22 protein-coding genes are annotated in these 23,395 nt (G+C 60.6%); 16 read left to right on the top strand and 6 right to left on the bottom strand.

Features of this window, described 5'->3' with window-relative positions:
- Positions 1-67: 67 nt before the first annotated feature.
- Together PH552_RS16430 and PH552_RS16425 are read right to left on the bottom strand one after the other, a co-directional pair.
- Positions 68-1,255, bottom strand: coding sequence for an arabinose transporter (locus PH552_RS16430; RefSeq protein WP_112342513.1), 1,188 nt, complete (start codon positions 1,253-1,255; stop codon positions 68-70).
- A 192-nt stretch (positions 1,256-1,447) separates the two neighbouring features.
- A complete protein-coding gene (locus PH552_RS16425; protein ID WP_112342514.1) occupies positions 1,448-2,080 on the bottom strand; it encodes a TetR/AcrR family transcriptional regulator in 633 nt (210 codons plus the stop codon).
- Positions 2,081-2,137: 57 nt separating this feature from the next.
- Between PH552_RS16425 and PH552_RS16420 the strand changes: the two genes are divergently transcribed.
- Both PH552_RS16420 and PH552_RS16415 read left to right on the top strand, forming a co-directional pair.
- Positions 2,138-3,358, top strand: coding sequence for an adenylate/guanylate cyclase domain-containing protein (locus PH552_RS16420; protein ID WP_112342475.1), 1,221 nt, complete (start codon positions 2,138-2,140; stop codon positions 3,356-3,358).
- A 179-nt stretch (positions 3,359-3,537) separates the two neighbouring features.
- Entirely contained in the window at positions 3,538-4,215 is a 678-nt protein-coding gene (locus PH552_RS16415) for an O-methyltransferase (protein WP_112342476.1), read from the top strand.
- A gap of 112 nt (positions 4,216-4,327) precedes the next feature.
- On the opposite strand, the gene PH552_RS16410 is transcribed toward PH552_RS16415, so the two are convergent.
- Both PH552_RS16410 and PH552_RS16405 read right to left on the bottom strand, forming a co-directional pair.
- Positions 4,328-4,465, bottom strand: coding sequence for a hypothetical protein (locus tag PH552_RS16410; protein WP_162736960.1), 138 nt, complete (start codon positions 4,463-4,465; stop codon positions 4,328-4,330).
- 259 nt (positions 4,466-4,724) lie between these two features.
- Entirely contained in the window at positions 4,725-5,471 is a 747-nt protein-coding gene (locus PH552_RS16405; protein WP_246698635.1) for a phosphatase PAP2 family protein, read from the bottom strand.
- Positions 5,472-5,685: 214 nt separating this feature from the next.
- Between PH552_RS16405 and PH552_RS16400 the strand changes: the two genes are divergently transcribed.
- Both PH552_RS16400 and PH552_RS16395 read left to right on the top strand, forming a co-directional pair.
- A complete protein-coding gene (locus tag PH552_RS16400; protein WP_112342478.1) occupies positions 5,686-6,378 on the top strand; it encodes a response regulator in 693 nt (230 codons plus the stop codon).
- Complete coding sequence (locus tag PH552_RS16395; RefSeq protein ID WP_112342479.1) at positions 6,375-7,574, top strand: ATP-binding protein; 1,200 nt, start codon at positions 6,375-6,377, stop codon at positions 7,572-7,574. The genes PH552_RS16400 and PH552_RS16395 overlap by 4 nt, the downstream gene beginning before the upstream one ends.
- Positions 7,575-7,670: 96 nt before the next feature.
- Here PH552_RS16395 and PH552_RS16390 read toward each other — a convergent pair whose 3' ends face one another.
- Both PH552_RS16390 and PH552_RS16385 read right to left on the bottom strand, forming a co-directional pair.
- A complete protein-coding gene (locus PH552_RS16390) occupies positions 7,671-8,621 on the bottom strand; it encodes a DUF535 family protein (RefSeq protein WP_112342480.1) in 951 nt (316 codons plus the stop codon).
- Positions 8,622-8,811: 190 nt separating this feature from the next.
- On the bottom strand, positions 8,812-10,548 hold the full coding sequence (locus tag PH552_RS16385; protein WP_145644635.1) for a hypothetical protein: 1,737 nt from the start codon (positions 10,546-10,548) through the stop codon (positions 8,812-8,814).
- 242 nt (positions 10,549-10,790) lie between these two features.
- On the opposite strand from PH552_RS16385, the gene PH552_RS16380 reads away from it, so the two are divergent.
- The 12 genes from PH552_RS16380 to PH552_RS16325 all read left to right on the top strand — a co-directional run bounded on the left by PH552_RS16380 (position 10,791) and on the right by PH552_RS16325 (position 23,395).
- A complete protein-coding gene (locus tag PH552_RS16380; RefSeq protein ID WP_112342482.1) occupies positions 10,791-11,774 on the top strand; it encodes an AraC family transcriptional regulator in 984 nt (327 codons plus the stop codon).
- A 226-nt stretch (positions 11,775-12,000) separates the two neighbouring features.
- On the top strand, positions 12,001-13,083 hold the full coding sequence (locus tag PH552_RS16375) for an HD-GYP domain-containing protein (RefSeq protein ID WP_112342483.1): 1,083 nt from the start codon (positions 12,001-12,003) through the stop codon (positions 13,081-13,083).
- Positions 13,080-13,406: a SulP family inorganic anion transporter gene (locus tag PH552_RS16370; protein ID WP_112342484.1), complete on the top strand. Its 327-nt coding sequence runs from the start codon at positions 13,080-13,082 to the stop codon at positions 13,404-13,406. Before PH552_RS16375 ends, PH552_RS16370 begins: the two co-directional genes overlap by 4 nt.
- The gene (locus tag PH552_RS16365; RefSeq protein WP_112342485.1) at positions 13,403-13,771 is read left to right on the top strand and encodes a response regulator; all 369 of its coding nucleotides are present in this window, start codon (positions 13,403-13,405) and stop codon (positions 13,769-13,771) included. The genes PH552_RS16370 and PH552_RS16365 overlap by 4 nt, the downstream gene beginning before the upstream one ends.
- Positions 13,768-15,792 (top strand): chemotaxis protein CheA, encoded by a 2,025-nt coding sequence (locus PH552_RS16360; RefSeq protein WP_112342486.1) that lies wholly within the window; start codon positions 13,768-13,770, stop codon positions 15,790-15,792. The genes PH552_RS16365 and PH552_RS16360 overlap by 4 nt, the downstream gene beginning before the upstream one ends.
- The gene (locus PH552_RS16355; RefSeq protein WP_112342487.1) at positions 15,789-16,301 is read left to right on the top strand and encodes a chemotaxis protein CheW; all 513 of its coding nucleotides are present in this window, start codon (positions 15,789-15,791) and stop codon (positions 16,299-16,301) included. Before PH552_RS16360 ends, PH552_RS16355 begins: the two co-directional genes overlap by 4 nt.
- A 25-nt stretch (positions 16,302-16,326) precedes the next feature.
- Positions 16,327-18,048: a methyl-accepting chemotaxis protein gene (locus PH552_RS16350; RefSeq protein WP_145644636.1), complete on the top strand. Its 1,722-nt coding sequence runs from the start codon at positions 16,327-16,329 to the stop codon at positions 18,046-18,048.
- Positions 18,049-18,238: 190 nt separating this feature from the next.
- Positions 18,239-20,068, top strand: a complete 1,830-nt coding sequence (locus PH552_RS16345) for a methyl-accepting chemotaxis protein (protein ID WP_183764921.1) — start codon at positions 18,239-18,241, stop codon at positions 20,066-20,068.
- On the top strand, positions 20,069-20,578 hold the full coding sequence (locus PH552_RS16340; RefSeq protein WP_285166179.1) for a chemotaxis protein CheW: 510 nt from the start codon (positions 20,069-20,071) through the stop codon (positions 20,576-20,578). It begins immediately after the preceding gene.
- Positions 20,579-20,596: 18 nt separating this feature from the next.
- Positions 20,597-21,442: a CheR family methyltransferase gene (locus PH552_RS16335; RefSeq protein WP_112342791.1), complete on the top strand. Its 846-nt coding sequence runs from the start codon at positions 20,597-20,599 to the stop codon at positions 21,440-21,442.
- A 3-nt stretch (positions 21,443-21,445) separates the two neighbouring features.
- A complete protein-coding gene (locus PH552_RS16330; RefSeq protein WP_112342792.1) occupies positions 21,446-22,528 on the top strand; it encodes a protein-glutamate methylesterase/protein-glutamine glutaminase in 1,083 nt (360 codons plus the stop codon).
- Positions 22,529-22,672: 144 nt separating this feature from the next.
- Positions 22,673-23,395: a ParA family protein gene (locus PH552_RS16325; RefSeq protein WP_112342793.1), complete on the top strand. Its 723-nt coding sequence runs from the start codon at positions 22,673-22,675 to the stop codon at positions 23,393-23,395.

The raw sequence follows: 23,395 nt of genomic DNA, 5'->3' as shown, positions 1-23,395 counted from the left end.
TTACTCTTGACGAACGGTTCCACGCGGCAATGGCTGATCCCCACCGGAGGTGGGGACCAGATGCGGCTTAGTTAAACGCGGCGGCCCGCGCCCTGCGAAGCGAGAATGCGATCAATAGGCCGCCGGCCGCGCTGACGGTCCCTGCCAAGAAGACGCTGCCATAACCGGCTTTGTCGGCCAGCATGCCAGCCAGCGGCCCGGTCAGCCCATAGGCAAGATCCTGGAAGGCCGAGAAACCACCAAGTGCAGTGCCGCGCAGATGCGGGTCCACCAGCCGGACGACCTCCCGACCCATGGCCGGGAAGATCATCGAGCATCCGAGCCCCGTCAGAAATGCACCAACCAGCGCAAGAATGGGATCGTTTGCATTCCAGATCAGGAATTGGCCGATCGCTTCGATGGAAAGCGACATGGCTGCAACAGGCAAACCGCCGAGACGATCCGGCAGATGACCGAAGAGCAGGCGCACCAGCACGAAGCCACCACCAAAGGCGGTCAGGCCCAGTCCGGCATAGTTCCAGCCGCGATCGTGGAAATACAGCGTAAAAAAGGCGCCGATCGCCGCAAAGCCTATACCCTGCAGGCACACGATGGATCCATGCAGCCATATAAGATTGATGACGCTCCAGAGCGGTGGCCGCTTCGCCCCGGGATGTGGCGCAACGCCGGGAATATGGGAGATCGCCAGCAGTCCCAGGAAGGGAAGAGCGGCACTGATCCCCATTGCGCCGGCAAAGCCGAACCGATCGAGCAGTACCAGCCCGATGGGACCGCCGACAGCAAGAGCGCCGTAGATCGCGGCCCCGACCAGGGCGAGGACCCTGCCCGAACGCGCAGGCCCGACGAAACCGATGCCCCAGGCGATCACGCCGACGGCGACAAGGCTTTCACCCAGGCCAAGAAGCAGGCGGCCGGCAAGAAGAAGCAGAAATGACGGTATCGTCGCAGCAACGATCAGGCCGGCGGCCAGTGATATCAGAGCGCCGGCCATGTAGAATGCCAGCCCTCGAACGACTGCAACTTTGGCGCCCCGATGGTCGGAAAGACTACCGGCGTAGCCGCGTGTCAGAATGGTCGCAAGAAAGGCAATGCCGACGCCGAGCCCGGCCCAGACATTGCCGAGCTTCAACTGCTCGGTCACGTAGATCGGCACGATCGGAAATGTCATGCCGACGCAAAGATAGGAGATAAAGAGAATGACGCTCAGCAGCAGAAGGCGACCGCGCGCCGGATCATGTGTCGATTGAAAAGCCATGATGGTCTCCAGGCTTTCCTCGATCGGCGAAGGCACAACAAAACGCACTCCGACCATCGAGGATCGTTGAGTGCGTTGCTTGACGTCAAACGCTTACGGCCAGCGGAACCGGCTGGTTTTTCCAATAGGCGCTTGTCGAAAGGGTGTCAACACAGCGTTGTGCCTGAGCGCGCAACCATGCTGCACCGCCTCTCATCGACGCTTGAGGCTTTCGATATAGGCGCAGAACATGTCCGCCATGGCATCACCATAGGCCTCGATCTCCTGCGCTGTTTGCTGGCTCTCCGAAAGCTGTTTTCCCGTCGCACTGAGCGTCGTCGCGATCAAGTCCGCCGCCAGGATGCGGACCGCATCATCAACCTGTGGCAAGGCTTCGCGCATGAACTGCTGCAGGATACGGTCTCCGGATGACCTCGCCTCATGCGCTTCCGGTGCGTCGCGATAAAGCGGCGCTGCGTCGTTAAGCGCGACACGCATGGCGGCCTCCTCGCATTCGGAGCGGATGAATGCATGGACGAGAGCGCGCAATCGGTCCAGCGGCGGCGTCGCGGCGTCTTCCAGGATGCGGCGCAGTAGGTCCGACGTCTGCCGCCATTCGTCACTCTGCAGACGGAAGAGGATCGCCGCCTTATTGGGGAAATATTGATACAAGGATCCGACGCTGACGCCGGCCTTTTCGGCAACGCGTGCCGTGGTGAAACGCTGGGCGCCCTCCTTTGCCAAAACCTGAGCCGCGGCACTCAGGATTGCGGAAACGAGTTCGGTCGAGCGAACCTGCTTCGGCTGCTTTCGCGAGGAAATCCGGGCTCTTGGACGATCCGTCATATCGATGCCTGCCAATGCGAATAGGAAAGCTGACGAATTAATCGTATTTTGCGTCCCATGCAAACCGAAGAACATGGCGATGAAAGCAACGGACCGGTAACGAGGTCGATCGAGGCCGAAACCCTGGCAAAGACGTTCTCGCGCGTGAGCCGAGAGCTGGTGGAAGCAGCACTCGCCGGCGCAAGCGACTCGGAGCTCGTCATTCTCCTCGGCCGCACGCTGAATGGCGTGGGTCTCGATATTTCGACGATCGAGGTCGCCTGTGATGCCGTCGATCCGGAGAGAGCACAGCATTTCATTCGCTGGCGGCGAGACGGCGAAGGCACCGAAGACGATATCCTTGCCGGCAAGATCTTCGCTGCCATGCTGGAGGAGGATGCAACGGTTCTCCGTCTTAATGCCAGCAGCGGCCGCCTCGCATCCATTCCGCACGGCGGAACAACTGACGCCATAGCCTTTGCCAATTATCTTGCCCCAGATATCACGCTCGGTTTCTTCGACGACGTGATGAGCCTGCTCATCACCGACCGCCCCGGCGGATTTTCAATGTCGGAGATAGAGCTGCTGCACCTCGTGACGCCGGTTTTCGCACTTGCTATCGGAGCCCGATTGAATGCCGCTGCCGCGCGCGTCCTGTTGCAGACCTATCTCGGGCGCAATGCTGCAACCGCCTTGCTCGACGGCCGCGTGGGTCTTGGCGAGGTCGAGCAAATTCGGGCGATCGTGATCTATTGCGACCTGTTCCAGTTCACCTCGCTGACCGAGCGACTGGATCCCCGGTCTCTCATCGATCATCTCAATCTGTTCTTCGAGACGATGACCCGGCCTGTGTCCGGCGCCGGCGGTCAGGTGTCCGGCCATGTCGGCGACGCCGTCGTCATGTTCTTCCCCATTCCGGACGCCGGAAGCGAACAGCCGCTCTGTGCCGCCGCGGTAAAAGCCGCGCTGGAAGGGCTGCGGGCACTGGAGCTCGTCAATGCCATGCCGTCGAGAAAGACGGCGCCGCCATTACGGGCGCGGATCGGCATCGATATCGGCGAAGTCGTCCACGGCAACATCGGTTCGGCGGGCAGATTTTCGTTTGCGATCATCGGGACGCCAGTAAACCGTTCGGCCCGATTGCAGGCGCTGGCCAAGGAGCTGGACGCAGTCATGCTGATGACAGCTGATATCGCCGAGGCAGCCGGCGTCCAATGCAGGTCTTTCGGCAGCCACGCGCTGAGGGGCTTCGACCATCCGGTCAATATCGTCGGCTTCGATGTCTCCGATGCCTCCTGAAATGCGAATGGCTGCGCCGGAGAAATTGCGCTCGCATGGTCAGGGGTGTCTATTTTTCGATGTATTTTCAAATGGATACGATCACTCCACACGTAGCATCGGTCAACGCGATTAGAAAATGCGATGAATTATTCGTATTTTCGCCGCAAGCAGAAACCTCAGCTCTGAACGGAGAGAACATGACCACACTGACGAATCCCCCGCTCGCTCCATTGCTCAATCGCCTGTTCGAGGAAGCGGAGGCTGCGTCGCCGGCAACAACGCCATCGGTTGCCGCTTACTGGAGCGGCCTCTCCAGCGAGGAGCGCGCGCGTCTGGTGCGCAGCAAGACCGACTATCTCGATTTCTACGCTCGGCTGAAGGACATTCCGCTCGCCATCTCGCGGGAGGCAGGTAGCTTGCTCTATATGCTGGCGCGCAGCACCGGTGCCCGGACCATCGTGGAATTTGGGACCTCCTTCGGCATCTCCACCCTCCATCTTGCCGCCGCGCTGCGGGACAATGGCGGTGGGCGCCTCATTACCACCGAATTCGAGCCCTCCAAGGTGGCGCGGGCACGGGAAAATCTGGCAGGCGCCGGCCTAATCGATCTCGTGGAGATCCGGGAAGGCGATGCCCTGCAGACGTTGAGTTCCGGCCTACCGGATACTATCGACCTGCTGCTCCTCGATGGCGCCAAGGCGCTCTATCCCGACATTCTGAAGCTGGTGGAGAGCCATTTCAGGCCGGGAGCCCTCGTGCTTGCCGACAATGCAGACTTCTGCCCCGATTATCTGACCTGGGTGCGCTCGCCGACAAGCGGATACATGTCCGTAGCTTTCGGCGAGGATATTGAACTGTCCATGTGGCTCGGCTGACGCCGTGCACAGTGCAAGCGCGCCCCTAGCGCGCCTGCAACATCCACGCCCGCTTCACCGCCGCATACGGAGACGGCTTTCACACCCGTATGTTGCGTTTGCACTGCGGCCGTCATGCCGCCGTATGAATGACCTTGAACTGCGAACGCCTGTAGAAAACCAGCATTTCCCGCTCGAAACTTTCCACGGCGAGCACGACCCATGGCTCGAAGTGGCCGTTGCGAGCGCCCGCCCTTCTTCGGCGATCCATGTCGAGCATTCCACGTAATGCCCAATCTACCAAGACCATCCCATCACTCTCACCCTGTCGGCCCCATGAACCATCCGGCGCTCGACCTTCGTCGCATCCGCCGGCATGCCAACAGTAAATAAGTAAACCCTGATCGATGGAAAGGTGAACAAACGTTGTATTAAGGTCTGTAACATGCGTTCTGTCAGTATCACCTATTCCGGCGACAATAATGCTCGCCCGCCCTGCCCAACGGCGAAAGAGAAACGCAAAAGACGGCTTACCGGAACATGAAGCGCGTTACGAAGCGATCGATCGCCCGCGAGTTCGCTTCCACCCAGCGCCAGATCAGCGCCATGCCCAACATGGTCAGAAGCCAGCCGAGCATCACATCCGACAGGAAATGAGCACCGAAAATGACGCGGTTGAACGCCACGAACAACAGGCACGGCGTCAGAAGCAGCGCGGCAATCCACCTGCCTCCGGCGGGCACGAAAACCAGCAGCGAAAGCCCGGCGGCAGCCGCCGCAGCCTCCCCGGAAGGGAAAGAGCAATTGCGAGAACAGGCGGCCGAGAACTGCCATACCGGGGTGAAATCCGCAATGCCGCCGAACTCGATGAGATCGCGCGGACGCACGCGTCCGATTGCGACTTTCAACGTCTGCACGATCAGGAGCGGCCCGGCGGCAAAACTCAAAAGCACGAACAAGGGCTTGTGCGGAGGGCAGAAACGAAGCCGCCTCGGCAGGAAGACATGGAGAATGACAATCACCGCCATGGTGCAGAGAAGGTAAGATTGGCTTTGGCGGCTGATGTCCCGTACCGCCTTCAGGAAGGGATTCTCCGCAAGCCAGAACACCTGCCCATGAGCGAACAGGCGTGCAACGGCAAGATCGAGTTTGGGAAAGACTACGAAGACAAAACTGGTCCAGACGATCATCATGCCGATGACCGCAAGCTCTCCATCCGTGGTCGCGCCGGTCTCCGATCTGCCCGAACGCCCGGACGCGGAATTCCAAGAATACAATGCAAATTTCCACATGCCATATCTCCCGAGGCGGAACGGCGGCAATCTGAATCGCGATTGTCAAGAATTGACCAAGATCGCATCAAGGCTGTGTTCAGAATCGATCGCCAGACGTCCGGAAGACCGTTTGGAAATTGCGGAAGCGGGTTTCGTCCGCGATAGTACGAGTCGGGCGGCGAAGCCGCTAAGGAAAACGAAAAAATAGGGCGCTAGGGTGGACAACAGTCTCGTTCTCATCGTGGAGGATGAACCGGCTATCGCACAGATATTGGAGGGCTATCTGACGCGGGACGGCTTTCGTACGGTCCGCGCCGGCGACGGCGAAACCGCGCTTCAGCATCACGCGCTTCTAAAGCCCGACATCGTGCTCCTGGATGTACGGCTACCGAAACTGGATGGTTTCGGGGTGCTTGGTCGCTTGCGCCAGGCCGGCTCGACGCCCGTCATCATGGTGACGGCCGTTGCCGACGACATAGACCGCCTGAGCGGACTGCGCCTCGGAGCCGACGACTATGTCGTCAAACCCTTCAACCCGCAGGAAGTCGTTGCTCGCGTCAGGGCGGTTCTGCGACGGACGCAGGGTGACCGGGCGGAAACCATTCGGCGTTTCGGTGCCATCGAGGTCGATTTCGGCAGCTATTCCGTCTTTGTCCTCAAGGACGGGCACCGCATTCCATTGCTCCTGACGCTCAGCGAATTTAGGATTCTCGCCTACATGATCCGCCACCCCACGCAGGCGTTCGCGCGCGCGGACATTCTCGATGCCTGTCTGCCCGAAAGCGAGGCCTTGGTCCGCACCGTCGACACGCATATTTCCAACCTTCGGCGCAAGCTGGAAGACATGGGACAGAACGGCTTTTTTCCTGCGGTGCGCGGCATCGGCTATCGTTTTTCGGATCCGAGATGAAGATACCAAGATTTCCCTGCCTGCCGCTGGCCACGCTCACGGCCATCGTTACCGCTATCATGTTGCTCCTCAGCGTCGGCCTGACATATCTGGAGGTCAACTGGTATGCCTCCTATCTGGAGAAGAACATTACCGACGCCCTACCGCCAAGGGCCGCGACGGCCTACACGATGCTGAGCGAGAACAAGGTTCCGGACGGCGATTCCCTCAGGATCCTGTTTGAACACCTCAATTCCTTGACGGAGCCGACGGATTTCAAGGTACAGCTTTCCGTGCTGATAGGCGGCTTGCTTTCCGCTTTGATCTGCGCCCTCATCGGTATCTATCTGGCGCGGCGCCTTGCAAGTCCGCTTGAGGAGCTCACCTTGGCCGCGGATGGTCTGAAATCAGGCGATTTCTCCGTTCGCGTTGCCGCTTCCCACCGTAGCACCCGCGAGGTCGCGAGCCTTGTCGAAACCTTCAATGCGCTGGCGACAGGGCTGGAGACGATGGAGGAGAGGCTGCGCTTCAACAACATGGCGATCGCGCACGAGCTGCGAACCCCGCTGACGATCCTGCAGGGATCGCTGCAGGGCATGATCGACGGCATTTTCCCGATGGACCGCAAGATCGTCTCCGACCTCCTCCTTCAGGTCGAGGGTCTCGGCCGGATTGTCGAGGACCTGCGCACCTTGTCTCTGGCCATCGGCCAGAAGCTGGTGGTCGAACGCCGGCGCATCGACGCATCGCAATTGGCCGAGACTGTCATTGCCTCGGCAAAGCCGATGCTGGACGCAAGCAAGCTACGGATTGAAACGCATCTGCAGCCCGCCTGGGCCTCGGCGGATTCTCCCCGCCTGCGACAGGCGCTTCTGGCGCTTCTTGAAAATGCTTGCCGTTATGCCGCCGACGGCGGTTGGCTGCGATGCGAAACCGAGCGCTTGCCGGATGAAAGCATCGTCATCCGCCTCCTCGATCGCGGCCCGGGATTTCCGCAGGACATGGACGCCGTCGCCGTCAACCCGTTCTGGCGAGGCGATACCTCACGTTCGCGTGCAACCGGCGGCACAGGGCTGGGGCTATCCGTCGTGCAGGCAATAGCAGTTGCCCATGGCGGGTATCTGGAATTTGCAAACCGGCCGGAAGGCGGCGCCATGGTCGCAATCCATCTGCCTGCAAGCGTCGAGCAGGAAAGAGCACACGAACCTTGCCAATAAAAGGCAATTCCGGGAAAGCGCGGTTTCCTTTCCGGATTTGCGTGAAAGCCAAGAAATAGAATGGTTGAATCCGGCTCGCGCGGCCGCCTCCGATGATCAATGGAAGAGTTCGCCGACACTGTAGAAACACATTTTGCTCCGGCTGCGCCTGTCGGCTCCGCAGATTCTGGAAAATGGCACTCTGAAGCCGTAGGTATCCTCGGGTTCGGCGCCTCGTTCGGTCCAGAAAGCATCGACGTTCGACAGCATCATCGATTGCCGCGTGCGGCGGCGATACCGGATCGGATGCTTGACCTGCGAGACGGCGAGGAAGTGCTGCATGCCGCCTTCCGTCACCAGGCCTTGCAGGACGACCAGTATCGCCTCCTTCGGACGCAGGCCGAAAAGATCGCGGGTCACTTCGACGATCCGTTGCTTCGCATTGCGCGGCCCCTGCATGCTCCCGACGAGGAAAGTATACCGATCCTCCGGACCCTGGCTGACAAAAGTAAATCTGGCGGTGCAGAGAACGGCTTTGTCTTCGACGCGCATGAGTTTGACCGCAAAGGCGCCCTCATGGCGCCCGCCGCTGCGATCGGCAAGCGCGATAAGGCATGCATAGGTTTCGCTGCGTCCCTGGACGAGACCCATTTCCAGCCATTCGCCACGCCAGAGCCGCGCCATGCTCTCCGCCGAAAGGATTCTTGCCGCGATCGCAAAATGATCGGTGAGGAGCGTAAGACGCAGGGAGTTCAGCATCCCATAGACCAGAAATTTCGAGAGCGGCTTCTGCAGCAGCTCGTCGTGCGGAGGCGGCAATCCCTGCTCGGCGGCGAAGGCCGCGGCAAAGCGCCACCAGCGGATGGTGAGGAGCGGATTGGCCGCGAAGCGACCCCAAAAGAGAAGCGCTCGCTTCCAGCGCACCCGCAATCCAAACGTCAATACCCTCTTCAGCACGACATATCGTGCTGAACGCGCTCCATCGGCGTCCTCCGGCGCGGTTGCGCGAAGGGGAATTCTGGATACGACGCCGTCAGGCGTCCCGGCGATCAATGTCTCTCGATTCATGCAAAGATCCGGCAAACTGGCTTCGCCGAACCATCTGCGCCGGAATTGTCAAGGGAACATCAAGACGGCGTCAGCCTTTCATGGGGCATGGCATGAGACGTAGGCTTCGCATCACGAAGGCACAGAGAAAGGCCGCAACAGGCCCTCGCCCGTCACGCCGGCGACTGTCGCTGGACACGCGAGATCGCAATCAGAAGAGAGCGTCCGCGAACAGCTCCTCATCGCTGGCTGGGGCTGGCCCGCTTTCGGCCACAGGGTTCACCACGCCGAAGATGCTCGCGTGGATCTCGCGTTCGGCGGCCATGGTATAGATCTTGAAAATGCGCTCGGAAATGGCCGCCACAGGCACTTCCAGTCCGCTCGTGCCGGCAAATGCGCGGCGCGCAAGTGCGGCCTCGCTGGTGCAGGATGCCAGGATTTCCCCGATCCCGGAACGAAAATCCAGGCTCGCGACAATTTCGGTCACCTGCGAGGTCATGGTCTCGCCGCATTGGCGCAGTTCCCGCACATTCATATCCATCGACGCCCCAGCTTCGCCGATATGGACGAGAGCTGCGTCGATATGGCTGCCGAGACCGGAAGAGTTTTCCGGCTCGCCGGTCTGGCGCCAGTCCTTGAGGCCGGCGGTCTGCGTTTCAAGCGTGCCGAGCCCGACCAGGATCTTCTCGGCATCCTCGTCGAGCAGCGATGCAAACGACCGCAATTCGCCGGCGACGACATTGATTGCCCGCCCCTCCTCGCCAAGCTTGCCGCAGCGCAGATTGGTGTTGAGCGCCATGTATTGAATATCACGCCGTACCAGCTGAATGGTCTGAATGCTTGCGGTCAGTTCCTTGACCATTTCGGACGTCTTCTCGCTGAGCCGATTTGCTCCGGCCGCGGCGACATCAATGCGATCGACAACAGCCCGGGCGGCGGAAAGATCGCCACGCAGCGAATGGATCGGGCTCTTTCCGTCCTCACCGCTCTGCGACATCATCGTCTGGTAGAGGTTGAGCAGCGTGCCGATATCGCCGCTGAAGCCGCGGATATTGTCGACGATCTTGGCGGTCTCGCGATCGAATCCCTTGGTCGTCTCGCCGAGCAGCTCGAAGATCAGCGTCATCGTCAATTGCGAGAGGCGCTGGCGATCGGCGGCGGAAAGATCGGCCGGAGCTTCGGACGCGAGATAGGCTTCGGTCATCATGTGGGCAGCCTGGCAATGCTCGACCCTCTGCCGTGTTATATCACCGATCTGCATGGCCGAGAGTGTATGGGCGACCTTGCTCTGGATCTTGCGCGCCAGGCCGGCAACCGTATCCGCCAGCTCCGAAAGATTGCGGCGCTGGACCTGGATCTCCTCGGCATTCGACACGAGACGCTGGACAATGGACGGTATGCCGTTCAGATGCTGGGCCAGCGACCCATCCTCACTGGCGGCGGCGGTTTCGATCTGCACCTCCAGCGAGCGGATCTGCAGCGACAGCGCCTTGACCTCCTTGGTGGCGAATTCGATGCGCTCGACGATTTCGCTGGCGAAGCTCGAAAAATCCGGAATGCGCGCACCCGCTATTTTGGCGGTCGCGGCGAAGGTTCTCAGATAGCGCAGCGTTTCTTCCATCGAGAGCACGTGCTCAGCAAGCGATTGCCCGGTCTGGCTGATCGAGGCCACGCATGCGTGGCGCCGCGCTTCGGCCGGTGGCAGCTTGTTCAGGAGATCCACCGTCTGGAGAAGGCGAGCCGTCGCTTCGGTCGCATTCTCCTCCTTCAGTGAGCTGCCGATGTGTTCCAGCAGGCTGACCAGCTTGGCGAGCGCTTCCGTGACGGTGATCAGCACCGCACCACCATCCAGGAAACGCTGCTCGATCTGCAATCGGGCACTTTCCAGGCGATCGACGAAACTATCCGTCGAAGGGGTAAATTGTCGGCTTGTCGCTGCATACGCCATACTGTCTTGGACTCCGCCTAGAACCATTCCGGAAAACTAAGACGAACAGAAAAACACGGAGTTAACGCCGAGGACGAAACGGCGATGTTACTGCATTGCCACAATCCCCGAGGTGGCGCCGGAAAGCCCTGAGCAAGACCCGGACCCTATAGATAGCGTGCGTGCACGCCATGCCTTTTTTCAGGCCTCGGTCACCTGCGGCCCTACTCACCAACGCGCCCGCTGAAGCGGATTGAAGTAAGATGGACATAGCGATCGGAAAATATGCTTGGTCGTTCTGCGAAACCGAGGAATTGCAGGAAAGGCTCGCGCATGCCGGCCTACCCGCTGTTTTCGAACGCATGCCCGAGGCCTCGCATTTTCGCCTCGATATTACCCTGACGACCATCCGAAAGATGGCGGTCTGGAAGATCTCTTCGGAAACGGGTTACGAAATCCGTTATCTATTCGATCCCGCAGATCGTATAGAACTGCATTTCGTTGAAAGCGGGACCTTCCATGTCGAGACCGAGGATCAGGAGTTCACGGCCATGGCGGGAACCACCTTCATGCTGCAGTCTCCTGGGCCTACAAGGATCAAAGCGTCCAGGGATGCCGGCAAAATTGCCCTCGCCATACCGCGCGTTCATTGCCTGACATTGATCGACATCGGAAAAGACGATCCTGGGTTGTTTTTTCGCGGCTTCGACACGATCGCCGGCACCGGCGACAAGGGTGTTCGAACGATCCACCGTATGGCTGCCCTGCTTCTGGAACCGGGCGAGCATCCTTTTGCCGGCTCTCCATTGGGTGCTTCTCTGTTCGAGGAGGCGCTGGTAACGACCTTCGTGCAATCATGGCCGAGATCGGCATCGAAAACCATGATTCAGAGCGCCCGCCCGCGCAATCTCAAACGGGCGCTGGACTGGATCCAGGCTCATTTGGGTGACGAGTTCACCGTGCTGGATATCGCGCGGAATGCCGGCCAGAGCGTGCGCAGCCTGCAGCTCTCCTTCCAGCACAATATGGGCATGAACCCCTTGAACTACGTGCAGCGCCTGCGGCTCCAGCAGATCCATCACGATCTGCTTTATGGCAATCTCGACGAGAATATATCGGAAATAGCCACACGCTGGGGCTTCAGTCATATGGGATATTTCGCGGCGCGCTATCGAGCCATGTACGGTGTCTCGCCGTCGTCGACGCGCGTCAGTCGCCGCAATGTTAGCGACGACGCCGATATTTAATATCAGAAAAGCGCAAGCTTATCACTTTATCGCAGTTAATTGCAAAATCACCTACAGGTTGAGACGAAGTTTAACACACCGTTAGCCATTTAACGATTTCGTTACCTCAGCCAAGATTCACAATCATTGTGACGCGGCCCTTTCATAAGAAAGGCCTCCAACAACCTCCAAGCCGAAAATCGTGAGCAGGTCCGCGTATATGCCGCGGGCGCTCCGCGGGGTAACTATGCGCGTCTTCGTAATAGATGACAGTCCTTCCGTTGTCGCCACGCTTCGCCGGGCAGTCGAAGCGATCAAAGGCAGCGAAGTCTTGTCTTTCCTCCGGCCGAACGATGCTTTGGCGCGGCTTGACGACAAGACACCGGATCTCGTTCTTGTCGACTACATGATGCCCGATATGAACGGCGTCGAGGTCATCGCCCATATACGTAAGAATTCGCTTACCTCTCATATTCCCGCCATCATGATTACCTCCCGTAGGGAAGCGGATATCAAGCTGGCAGCGATGAAGGCAGGCGCGACGGAATTCCTGACCAAGCCGATCGACGAGACGGAACTGACGATCCGCGTCCGCAACATTCTCAGCATAGGAGAAGAACGACTGGCGCTGGCGACCAAAGCGGCGACCCTGCAGCGCGATTTCGACGCCGCCATGAAACGGATAGAGCGGCGCGAGGAGGAAATCATCTGGCGCCTTTCCAAGGCGATCGCCTGCCGTCACGGAGAGACGGCGGACCATCTGGATAGGGTCGCGCTCGTCGCACGGATAATCGCCGAGGAAGTCGGCCTGGATGCCGGGCAATGCCGCATGATTTTCCTTGCCAGCGCCCTTCACGATGTCGGCAAGATCGGCTTGCCGGACGCCATTCTTTCGAAGCCCGGTCCGCTAAGCCAGGACGAGCGGCGGCAGATGCAGGAGCACACGGATTTCGGCGCCGAGATCCTGCGCGACAGTTCCAGCGAGCTCATCCAGATGGCGGGCAAGATCGCCGAGAGCCATCATGAAAGATGGGATGGTGCCGGCTACCCGAAGGGGCTTTCCGGCACCTCTATCCCGATAGAGGCCCGCATCGTTGCCATCGCCGACGTCTTCGACGCGCTCTGCTCGAAACGGGCTTACAAGGCCGCCTGGCCGATCGCCGACGCATTCCGTGAGGTCGTCAACAGCAGCGGCACCCATTTCGATCCGGCTTGCGTTGCCGCCTTCTGCCGCCGCTGGGTGGATATCAAGGCACTCTTTGAATCCGAAGATCGCGGCGACGTAACGACAACGGTTCCCACACTTCAGCTATCCCGAGGTCCGGCATGAACGAGCAGACTGAAATTCTACACCTTCACGGACCACTGACGATCAAGACGATCACCAATGTCAGGGACATCATCCAGGTCTACCTCCAGGAAGCGGCCTTGCGCAGCCGTTCCCTGGTCATCGACATCGACGACAATGAAGAGATCGATCTCACCCTGCCGCAGCTGCTTCTGTCCGCACGGCAGACGGCAAGCCGCGCCGGCGTGACAATCGCATTGAACAAACCGGCGGACGGCAATTTTCTGACCGTCCTGCAACGCGCGGGCCTCCTTGGCGAGGACCGGCAAGAAGACAGTTTCTGGCTAGAAGGAAAAGCAGCATGAGCGCCAATATTCTCACCGTCGATGACTCCGCCAGCATTCGGCTGACGACGCGCATTGCGCTGACCAACGCCGGATATTCCGTCACCGAAGCGGTCGATGGCGCCGATGGTCTCGACAAGCTGAAATCGGGCAATTTCGATCTCGTCGTCACCGATCTCAACATGCCGAACATGGACGGACTGACCATGATCCGCAACCTGCGGCAGCTGCCGGCCTATATGGGGACACCCGTCATCTTCCTGACCACGGAGTCGGATGGCGATCTCAAGCAACAGGCCAAGGCCGCCGGAGCGACGGGATGGCTGACGAAGCCCTTCGACCCTGAAACCCTCATCAAGATCGCGCGCAAGGTTCTCGGCAAATGAACGAACTCGATCCGATCGCCGTCTTCAGGACGGAGGCCGCCGAGCAGCTCGAGTTGATCGAGGCAGGCCTCCTCGATCTGATGCGCGACCTCAGCGACCGGGCTCAGGTCGATGCGGTCTTCAGGGGTCTTCATACGCTCAAGGGATCGGGCTCCATGTTCGGCTTCGATCAGCTCGCCGCCTTCACCCACCATTGCGAGACGGCCTTCGACCGCGTTCGCAAGGGCGAAGCGCCGGCCACCAAGGAGCTGGTCAGCGCCGTTCTCGACGCTCAGGGCCATATGCAGGCACTGCTGGAAAACCCGAACGGCGACCACGAGGCCATGAGTTCCGTTCTCCTGGAAAAACTGCGTCAGGCTGTCGGTGCGGCCGGATCGACGAGTGCATCGGCTGCACCGGCCAGTACGCCGGTCATCCCTGCCGTCGTTCCGGATGCCGGCGGTGCAAAGACCTGGCATCTGAAATTCAGCCTGCCCGCCAATTCGATGGCCAACGGCACCAATCCGCTCGGGCTGCTGGACGAGCTGCGCGAGCTTGGTGAATGCCGGATCGAAGCCGATACCGATGCCATTCCGCTGCTGGCCGAGCTGGAGCCGCGCGATCTGCACATCGGCTGGACGGTTCGTCTGACGACGGAAAAACCGCGCTCCGACATCGAAGACGTCTTTATCTTCGTCATGGACGAGATGACGATGGAGCTGAACGAGCTTGCGGCGCCAAAGGAGCCGGCCCCGGCACCTGTCGTCGCCAAGGTCGAGCGGCCCGTCGAAGACAAAGGATCGAAGGCTGCCGCCCACCCGGTCGATGCCGGAAAGGCCCCGCCGGCCGACGCAAAATCGCAGAAGCAGGCAGACAATGTCCGCGTCCCGGCCCTGCGCCTGGACGAAATGATGGACCGGGTCGGCGAGCTGGTCATCGCCCAGTCGCGGCTGAGCCAGATGGCGAATTCGGCCGCCGATCTCGGCCTGCGCTCGGTATCGGAAGAAATAGAGCGCCTGGCCGGCGAGCTGCGCGACACGATGATGGTTCTGCGCATGATGCCGGTTGCAAGCCTCTTCAGCCGCTTCCGTCGGCTGGTCCATGACCTTGCCCGAGAGACCGGCAAGGATATCGAACTCGTCACCGAGGGCGAGGGCACGGAAGTCGACAAGACGGTCATCGACCGGCTGGCCGATCCGCTCGTTCACCTCGTGCGCAACTCCATCGATCACGGCCTGGAAAGCCCGGATGATCGGGTCGCAGCCGGCAAGCCGGTGACCGGGCGCGTCATCCTTTCCGCACACCAGACCGGCAGCGAAGTCGTCATCTCCATCAAGGACGACGGACGCGGCATCGACAGGCAGAGGGTGCGCGCGAAGGCGGAAGCCAACGGCCTTATCCGGCCCGGCGCCCAGCTTTCGGACAAGGAGCTGCTGCAGCTGATCTTCCAGCCCGGCTTCTCCACTGCCGAAAAGGTCACCAACCTTTCCGGCCGCGGCGTCGGGATGGACGTGGTCAAGAAGACGATCGAGACGCTGCGCGGAGCAATCGACATCACGAGCGAGTTCGGCAAGGGCTCCGAGATCGCGTTGCGCATTCCGCTGACGCTCGCCATCATCGACGGCCTTCTCGTTCGTGTCGGCAATGGGCGCTACGTGATCCCGCTCGCCGCGGTGGAAGAATGCCTCGAGCTCTCGGTCGAGCAGGACCTGCGCTCGCGCGGACGCAGCTTCATCTCTCTGCGCGACGATCTCGTGCCGTTCCTGCGCCTGCGGGAACTCTTCCGCACCGGCACGGAACCCGATCCCTATCAGAAGGTGGTGGTGATCTCGACGGGCAGCGACCGAGTCGGCCTCGTCGTCGATCAGATCATCGGCGACCATCAGACCGTCATCAAGTCGATGTCGAAGCTGCACGACCATGTTTCCACCTTTTCCGGCGCGACCATTCTCGGCGACGGCAACGTGGCCCTGATCCTCGATGTCGTTCACCTCATCACGGCCGGACAGCACCAGGAGGCGCAATTGCGGGCAGCAGGATGACCGACGCAGACCTAAAATCAGACTATCGCGCCATTTGGAAAGGCGCCGACGAGCTTTCCGTGCTGACCTTCAGCCTCAATGGCGAAACCTTTGCCATCGATGCGGTCGTCGTGCAGGAAATCCTCGATCTGCTGCCCGAGACCAGCGTTCCCGGCAGCCTGCCCTTCGTCGGCAGCGTCATCAACTTCCGCGGCAAGGTCATTCCGCTTGCCGATATCCGCATCGCCTTCGGCATGGAAGCCGGCAACGTCACCATCGACAGCCGCATCGTCGTCACCGAACTCGAGCTGGACGGAGAAACGACCCTGATCGGCATCCGCACCGACAAGGTGCATGAGGTCACGCAGCTTTCTAGAGCCGCAAGCGAGCCGCCGCCCGTCATCGGCATGCGCTGGCGCGCCGATTACATCCACGCCCTCGTAAAGCGCGATGGCGAATTCATCATCCTCCCGAATTTGCAGGCGATCTTCTCGTCGCAGCGGGCGGGTACACTTCGAGCAACAGCGTGAATTTTTAGGACAAGGAGGCCATCAGATGCGTTTTACGATCAAGCTCAAGCTGCTTCTAACGTTTGCTGTCGTGATCGCCATGCTTCTTGGCACGGCCGTCTACAGCATCAAAACCCTCGGTCAGGTGAACGACAATTGGTCCGATACATTGTCAGGGCCTGCCGAACGCCTGCGACTTGCGCAGAATCTCGACATCGCCGTCCTGCAGCAGCTGCGGCAGCAGAAGAACATGCTGTCCTCCGCGTCCGCCGACGAGACGAAAGGCTATATCGCCAAGAGCGATGCAGCGCGTTCCGCATTCGATGCGGATTTTGCAAAAATACTGGCCAACACCACCGATCAGGACATGGCCTATTGGTCGCAGATCAAGGATCTGTCTGCTGCCTGGCGAAATGCCGACGACCGCATTCGCAGCATGGCACTTGCGGGCAACGGCAACGGTGCGCTTGAAATTTCGTCGACGGAAGGACGCGACATCAGCACCAAGATCGACGGTGTTCTGGCTCAGATCTTCGATACCGAACGTGCGAGGCTGAAACAGGCGGATCAGGATTCGGACGCCGACTACGCCAATGCACGCTTCATTCTCATCATTATCGCCGCCACCGCTTCGATCGTTGCATTCGTCTCGGCTCTCTGGATCGTCGTTTCGATCAACAAGGGCATCAGCCGTGCCGTCAAGACGGTCCAAACGGTGGCCGACGGTGATCTGAGCGAGTTTGCGGAAATACGGACGAAGGACGAGATCGGCGAACTTCTTGGCCACGTCAACTCGATGATCGAACGGCTGCGCGGTGTCGTCGCGGATGCTCTGTCGGCTTCCGACAATGTCTCCTCGGGCAGCCAGCAGCTGTCGGCCGGTTCCGAGCAGCTCTCCCAGGGCGCCACCGAACAGGCCTCCTCCGCCGAGGAAGCCTCTGCCTCGATGGAGGAGATGGCCGCCAACATCAAGCAGAATGCCGACAACGCCGCACAGACCGAGAAGATCGCACGTCAGTCCGCCAGAGACGCCGAGGTCAGCGGCCAGGCCGTCGACCGCGCCGTCAACGCCATGCGCACCATCGCCGAGAAGATCTCCATCGTCCAGGAGATCGCCCGCCAGACCGACCTGCTGGCCCTCAATGCCGCGGTCGAGGCAGCGCGTGCCGGCGAGCATGGCCGCGGCTTTGCCGTCGTCGCCTCCGAAGTGCGCAAGCTCGCCGAACGCAGCCAGGCGGCGGCCGCCGAAATCTCCAGCCTCTCGGGTGAGACCGTCACGGTCGCGACCGAAGCCGGCGAGATGCTGTCGCGCCTCGTGCCCGATATCCGCAAGACCGCCGAACTGGTGGCCGAAATCTCGGCTGCCTGCCGCGAGCAGGATATCGGCGCCTCGCAGATCAACGAGGCGATCCAGCAGCTCGACAAGGTGACGCAGCAGAATGCCGGTGCCTCCGAAGAGATGTCGGCAACCTCGGAAGAACTGGCCGCCCAGGCAGAGGAGCTGCAGGCTTCCATCGCCTTCTTCAAGGTCGACCAGGCCAATGCTCGCAAGGCCCAGGCCGTGCATCAGCCGGTCCATGCTCCGATCCATCACACCGCCAGCCCGGCCAAGTCCAGGCCTGTCGCCAAGGCACCAGCTGCCAGGACACCGGCCACACGAACCGACAACAGCGTTGCCGCTCAGCAAGCCCGCCTCAAGGGCTTCTCCCTCGACATGTCCATGGGCGGACCAGACGCAGACGACAACGACTTTCGCCAGAGCGCCTGAGCGGCTGGCCTGATCTCGACACGATCCGGCGCCCGAAGGCGCCGGATCAAAGGCCGGCAAATGCTGTTGCGGGCCTCAAGAACCGGAAACGGTTCGCGGAAGGGTGAATGTATCGGTCTTCGCGCATCAAGACGGCTCCCCGTCTGACTTTTTTAACTATCAAATCTCTCCATCTCCAGGAGCTTCAGAGATGCGCTTTACCATCAAACTCAAATTGGCCCTCGCATTCGGCCTGCTGATTGTCATGTCCACGGGCATGTCGGTCCTGGCGATCATGAGCCTGTCTTCCTTGAATTCGGCCATTACCGAGATCATTCAGGGTCCGGCCGCAAATCAACGCAGCTCCGGCGAACTTTCTAACGCCGTCCTGAATGCAATCCGCAATGAAAAGAATGCGATTCTGAACAACGATCCGCAGGCCATCAGCGGTTACGTCGATGCGGTTCGTGCCAATGAGGCCACGATCGACCAACTCGTAGAGAAATTAGCGCAAGATTCTGCCATCGCAGACAAGGTCGCGGAGTTTTCCAGACAGTTTCCGGCCTGGAAGGAAGTCGACGCCCAGGTTTTGAAGCTCGCGGTCGAAAATACCGAAGACAGCAATCGGAAAGCGGCTGAACTATCCATGGGCGAAGGACGAAAGGCGACGACCGTTCTTCTCGACATTGTCGGCAAAATCAACGACGGGATCATTGCGGATCTGCACGCGACCGACCAGGCGACCAATGACCAATATGCTTTCGCGCGGAACCTTCTGCTGACCTCGCTCGCCGTCATGTTCGTACTGTCGAGCGTGATCGCCATCTGGATAGCGCTCGGCATCAACCGCGGTCTCAAAAAAATCCAGGCGGTCGCCGAAGGCGTTGCCATCGGTGATCTCAACCAGAATATCGAAATCAAGACCAATGACGAGATCAAGGATCTGGTCGATACCATCAACGTCATGACCGGCAACCTGCGCAATACCGCAACGATCGCCGATCAGATCGCCAACGGCGACTTGACGGTCAAGCCGAAGCCGATGTCGGACAAGGACACGCTCGGCACCTCGCTTCAATCGATGGTCGAACGCCTGCGCGGTGTCGTTGCGGATGCTCTGTCGGCTTCCGACAATGTCTCGTCGGGCAGCCAGCAGCTGTCGGCCGGTTCCGAGCAGCTCTCGCAGGGCGCCACCGAGCAGGCCTCTTCAGCCGAGGAAGCCTCCGCCTCGATGGAGGAGATGGCCGCCAACATCAAGCAGAATGCCGACAACGCCGCTCAAACCGAGAAGATCGCCCGTCAGTCCGCCAGAGACGCTGAGGTCAGCGGCCAGGCCGTCGACCGCGCCGTCAACGCCATGCGCACCATCGCCGAGAAGATCTCCATCGTCCAGGAGATCGCCCGCCAGACCGACCTGCTGGCCCTCAATGCCGCGGTCGAGGCAGCCCGTGCCGGCGAGCATGGCCGCGGCTTTGCCGTCGTCGCCTCCGAAGTGCGCAAGCTGGCAGAACGCAGCCAGGCAGCGGCCGCCGAAATCTCCAGCCTCTCGGGTGAGACCGTCACGGTTGCGACCGAAGCCGGCGAGATGCTGTCGCGCCTCGTGCCCGATATCCGCAAGACCGCCGAACTGGTGGCCGAAATCTCGGCTGCCTGCCGCGAGCAGGATATCGGCGCCTCGCAGATCAACGAGGCGATTCAGCAGCTCGACAAGGTGACGCAGCAGAATGCCGGTGCCTCCGAAGAGATGTCGGCAACCTCGGAAGAACTGGCCGCCCAGGCAGAGGAGCTGCAGGCTTCCATCGCCTTCTTCAAGGTCGACCAGGCCAATGCCCGCAAGACGCAGACCGTGCATCAGCCGGTCCACGCTCCCGCCAGCCCGGCCAAGTCCCGGCCTGTCGCCAAGGCACCAGCTGCCAGGACACCGGCCGCACGAACCGACAACAGCGTTGCCGCGCAGCAAGCCCGCCTCAAGGGCTTCTCTCTCGACATGTCCATGGGCGGACCAGACGCAGACGATGCGGAATTCAAGGAGAGCGCATAAATGGCTGCATCCAGCACCGAAGCTCAATATGTAACCTTCGGCCTTGGCGATGAATGCTTCGCCGTGCCCGTCGAAGTGGTCCGGGAGATCCTGGACCATCAGGACGCCTTCCGTATTCCGCATGGACCGCATTACCTGCTCGGCCTCAGGGACGTGCGCGGTCAAGGCGTACCGATCATCGATCTGCGCCTGCGGCTTGGCATGTCCGCCACTGCGAAGACGCCGCACACGCGCATCCTCGTGATCGACATTCCGATCACGCACAAGGCCCTCACGTTGGGCCTCGTCGCCGATCGTGTCTTCGAGGTGACATCCTTCAAGCACCAGTCGATCGAAAGCGCTCCCGATATCGGCGTGCGCTGGCCGTCGGAATACATTGCCGGCGTCGTACGCCGTGAGGGCGGCTTCGTCGTGATCATCGATCTCGCAAAGCTCTTCTCATCGAGCGACAAGGTCTCGTTGATGGGCGTGGGCACCGGCCATCAGGCCTCCGAGTTCGCCGCTGTGTGAGTGAGGCGTAAAGTGGCAATGCAGGATGTAAGGGACTACGAGGACAAGGGGCTGAGCCGGCGGAATTTCGACCAGCTCGCCCGCTATATCTACGATTATAGCGGCATCAAGATGCCTCCGGGCAAACGCACGATGCTGGAAGGACGTTTGAGGCGCCGGCTGCGAGCAACGGGGATCGGCGATCTCGACGGCTATTGCGACTATCTGTTCAAGCGTGGCGGTATCGATCGCGAGGCCATTCACCTGATCGACGCGGTCACGACGAACAAGACGGATTTCTTTCGGGAACCGAAGCATTTCGAGCATCTCGAAAATGCCGCCATCCCCGAACTGCTGGCGGCGGGACACAATCACCTGCGGATCTGGAGCGCAGCCTGCTCCATCGGTGCCGAACCCTATACGATCGCCATGGTGATGGAAGATTATCGGGAAATCCGTGGCGCACCGGAATACAGCATCCTTGCCACCGACCTTTCGACCGATGTTCTGAAGGTTGCACGCAGAGGCGTCTATCCCGCCGCGATGATCGACCTGGTCGACCGGCAGCGGCGCCTGCGTTATGTCATGGAAGCGCGCGACCCCGAACGGGGCGAAGTTCGAATCCATCCCAAGCTGCGTTCGAGGATCGGCTTCGGTCGTCTCAATCTCATGGATCGCGCCTATGAGATCGGCGACAAGGTTCATATCGTCTTCTGCCGAAACGTGCTGATCTATTTCGACAAGCCGACGCAGGAAAAGGTGCTCTCCAGGCTCTGCGAGAAGCTGGCGACCGGCGGCTTCCTCTATGTCGGCCATTCCGAAACGATCAGCGGCCTCAGCCTGCCGGTCAAGCAGGTCGCCAATACCGTGTTTCGGAAGGTCTGACGCATGCCGAAGAAGATCCGCGTACTCATTGTCGATGATTCCGCCAGCGTCCGGCAGGTCATGACACAGGTGCTGTCGGCCGACCCGGATATCGAGGTGATGGGTGCCGCTGCCGACCCCTTCATGGCAGCGAAGAAGATCCAGGAAGAAATTCCCGACGTCATCACGCTCGATGTCGAAATGCCGCGCATGGACGGGATCACCTTCCTGCGCAAGCTGATGGCACAGCACCCCATCCCGGTCGTCATGTGCTCTTCGCTGACCGAAGCCGGATCGGAAACCTTGATGCAGGCCCTCGAAGCCGGAGCCGTCGATATCATCCTCAAGCCCAGGATCGCCGCCGCCGACCATCTTGCGGAGACGGCGGCGACGATCCGCGAGACGGTCAAGGGTGCGGCAGCGGCGAGACTTGGAGCGCTACGGCGTCGCGCGGCCACTCCGAGCGGACCGACGGCCAAGCTGACCGCCGATGCCGTCCTGCCGCCGCCGAGCGGCAGGGCCATGGCCAAGACGACGGAAATGATCGTCTGCGTCGGGGCGTCGACGGGCGGCACGGAGGCACTGCGCGAACTGCTCGTGGCGCTTCCAGCCAATACGCCTGGCATGATCATCGTGCAGCATATGCCGGAGAAATTCACCGCCGCCTTTGCCAAGCGCCTGAACAGCCTTTGCGAGGTGGAGGTCAAGGAAGCCGAACATGGCGATGCGGTCCTGCGCGGTCACGTGCTGATCGCCCCCGGCGGCAGGCATACGCTTCTGGAACGCCAGGGTGCGCGCTATGTCGTCGCGATCAAGGACGGCCCTCTCGTTTCACGGCATCGGCCTTCCGTCGACGTGCTTTTCCGGTCGGCTGCGCGCTCGGCCGCGGGAAATGCCATGGGCGTCATCATGACCGGCATGGGTGACGACGGTGCCCGCGGCATGAAGGAAATGCACGATGCCGGCGCTTTCACCATCGCCCAGGACGAGGAAACCTCGGTGGTCTTCGGCATGCCCAAGGAGGCGATCGCCCATGGCGGTGTCGACAGGACTGTGGGGCTGAACCAGATCGCCCGCGAAATTCTGGCGGCGGATAAACGCCGCTAGCTGGCGGGTAAAGAGTTGGCACGATCGGTCACGCCGTAATTCAAAAAGGTTTGTTAACCATAAATGCGTAACGATCTCAGCAAGCCATGACAGCTCTTCGCCTACCCCATTGCGTTGCCCAACCGATCAGTACAGGGAATTCCCATGGCCGTTTTGACCTTTGCCAACACCAAGGGCGGCGCCGGCAAGACCACAGCCGTCGTCATCGTTGCCTGCGAGCTTGCCCGCATGGGCTTTTCGGTGGCCATCCTCGATGCGGATCCGCAATTGTGGATCTCCAAATGGCATGAGCGGCTGGGCTCGAAGGCACCGTCCTCTTTGTCAGTCGTTTCCTACGTGACAGCCGCCAATCTCGGCCAGCATGCGCGCAAGCTGCGCGCCGAGGTCGATTTCCTGCTCATCGACCTGCCCGGCGCCCGCAGTCCGCTGCTGGCACAGGCGCTCGGCTATTCGAACTACGTGCTCATCCCCGTCCAAGGCTCGGCCATGGATGCGGAAGGCGCGACCAACGTCATCGAACTGCTGCAATATCTCGAGGATCGGGCCGATATCCGCATCCCGCATTCGGTGGTTCTGACCCGCGTCAATCCGATGGTCACCACCCGCGCGCTGCAATCCGTGAAGGAACTGCTCTCCAGCCGCCGGGTTCATGTACTGTCGACGCCGATCATCGAGCGTGCGGCCTATCGCGAGGTCTTCGGCTACGGCCAGACCCTCTATTCGATCGATTCCGATACCGTCAGCAATCTCGACAAGGCGCAGCAGAACGCCCAGACGCTTGCTCAAGAGGTTCTCCGCCGCATTCTGCCCTATAGCGGCCGCGTCAATGAACAGGCTAAGGCCGAAGGATTCAAGCTCTCGGCTTGA

It is taken from the genome of Rhizobium aureum, from assembly GCF_030182495.1.
GTDB classification, from domain to species: Bacteria; Pseudomonadota; Alphaproteobacteria; order Rhizobiales; family Rhizobiaceae; genus Rhizobium; species Rhizobium tropici_C.
Note: the sequence above shows the minus strand (reverse complement) of the source record. Positions and strands in the feature narration are given on the sequence as shown.

What these genes read in the sequence shown, in the direction of transcription:
- PH552_RS16330 (WP_112342792.1), top strand. Translation starts at nt 21,446, where the DNA reads ATGCCGAAGAAGATCCGCGTACTCATTGTCGATGATTCCGCCAGCGTC.
- PH552_RS16340 (WP_285166179.1), top strand. Translation starts at nt 20,069, where the DNA reads ATGGCTGCATCCAGCACCGAAGCTCAATATGTAACCTTCGGCCTTGGC.
- PH552_RS16325 (WP_112342793.1), top strand. Translation starts at nt 22,673, where the DNA reads ATGGCCGTTTTGACCTTTGCCAACACCAAGGGCGGCGCCGGCAAGACC.
- PH552_RS16395 (WP_112342479.1), top strand. Translation starts at nt 6,375, where the DNA reads ATGAAGATACCAAGATTTCCCTGCCTGCCGCTGGCCACGCTCACGGCC.
- PH552_RS16335 (WP_112342791.1), top strand. Translation starts at nt 20,597, where the DNA reads ATGCAGGATGTAAGGGACTACGAGGACAAGGGGCTGAGCCGGCGGAAT.
- PH552_RS16420 (WP_112342475.1), top strand. Translation starts at nt 2,138, where the DNA reads ATGCAAACCGAAGAACATGGCGATGAAAGCAACGGACCGGTAACGAGG.
- PH552_RS16385 (WP_145644635.1), bottom strand. Translation starts at nt 10,548, where the DNA reads ATGGCGTATGCAGCGACAAGCCGACAATTTACCCCTTCGACGGATAGT.
- PH552_RS16350 (WP_145644636.1), top strand. Translation starts at nt 16,327, where the DNA reads ATGCGTTTTACGATCAAGCTCAAGCTGCTTCTAACGTTTGCTGTCGTG.
- PH552_RS16375 (WP_112342483.1), top strand. Translation starts at nt 12,001, where the DNA reads ATGCGCGTCTTCGTAATAGATGACAGTCCTTCCGTTGTCGCCACGCTT.
- PH552_RS16410 (WP_162736960.1), bottom strand. Translation starts at nt 4,465, where the DNA reads ATGGATCGCCGAAGAAGGGCGGGCGCTCGCAACGGCCACTTCGAGCCA.
- PH552_RS16345 (WP_183764921.1), top strand. Translation starts at nt 18,239, where the DNA reads ATGCGCTTTACCATCAAACTCAAATTGGCCCTCGCATTCGGCCTGCTG.
- PH552_RS16355 (WP_112342487.1), top strand. Translation starts at nt 15,789, where the DNA reads ATGACCGACGCAGACCTAAAATCAGACTATCGCGCCATTTGGAAAGGC.
- PH552_RS16365 (WP_112342485.1), top strand. Translation starts at nt 13,403, where the DNA reads ATGAGCGCCAATATTCTCACCGTCGATGACTCCGCCAGCATTCGGCTG.
- PH552_RS16380 (WP_112342482.1), top strand. Translation starts at nt 10,791, where the DNA reads ATGGACATAGCGATCGGAAAATATGCTTGGTCGTTCTGCGAAACCGAG.
- PH552_RS16415 (WP_112342476.1), top strand. Translation starts at nt 3,538, where the DNA reads ATGACCACACTGACGAATCCCCCGCTCGCTCCATTGCTCAATCGCCTG.
- PH552_RS16360 (WP_112342486.1), top strand. Translation starts at nt 13,768, where the DNA reads ATGAACGAACTCGATCCGATCGCCGTCTTCAGGACGGAGGCCGCCGAG.
- PH552_RS16390 (WP_112342480.1), bottom strand. Translation starts at nt 8,621, where the DNA reads ATGAATCGAGAGACATTGATCGCCGGGACGCCTGACGGCGTCGTATCC.
- PH552_RS16370 (WP_112342484.1), top strand. Translation starts at nt 13,080, where the DNA reads ATGAACGAGCAGACTGAAATTCTACACCTTCACGGACCACTGACGATC.
- PH552_RS16430 (WP_112342513.1), bottom strand. Translation starts at nt 1,255, where the DNA reads ATGGCTTTTCAATCGACACATGATCCGGCGCGCGGTCGCCTTCTGCTG.
- PH552_RS16425 (WP_112342514.1), bottom strand. Translation starts at nt 2,080, where the DNA reads ATGACGGATCGTCCAAGAGCCCGGATTTCCTCGCGAAAGCAGCCGAAG.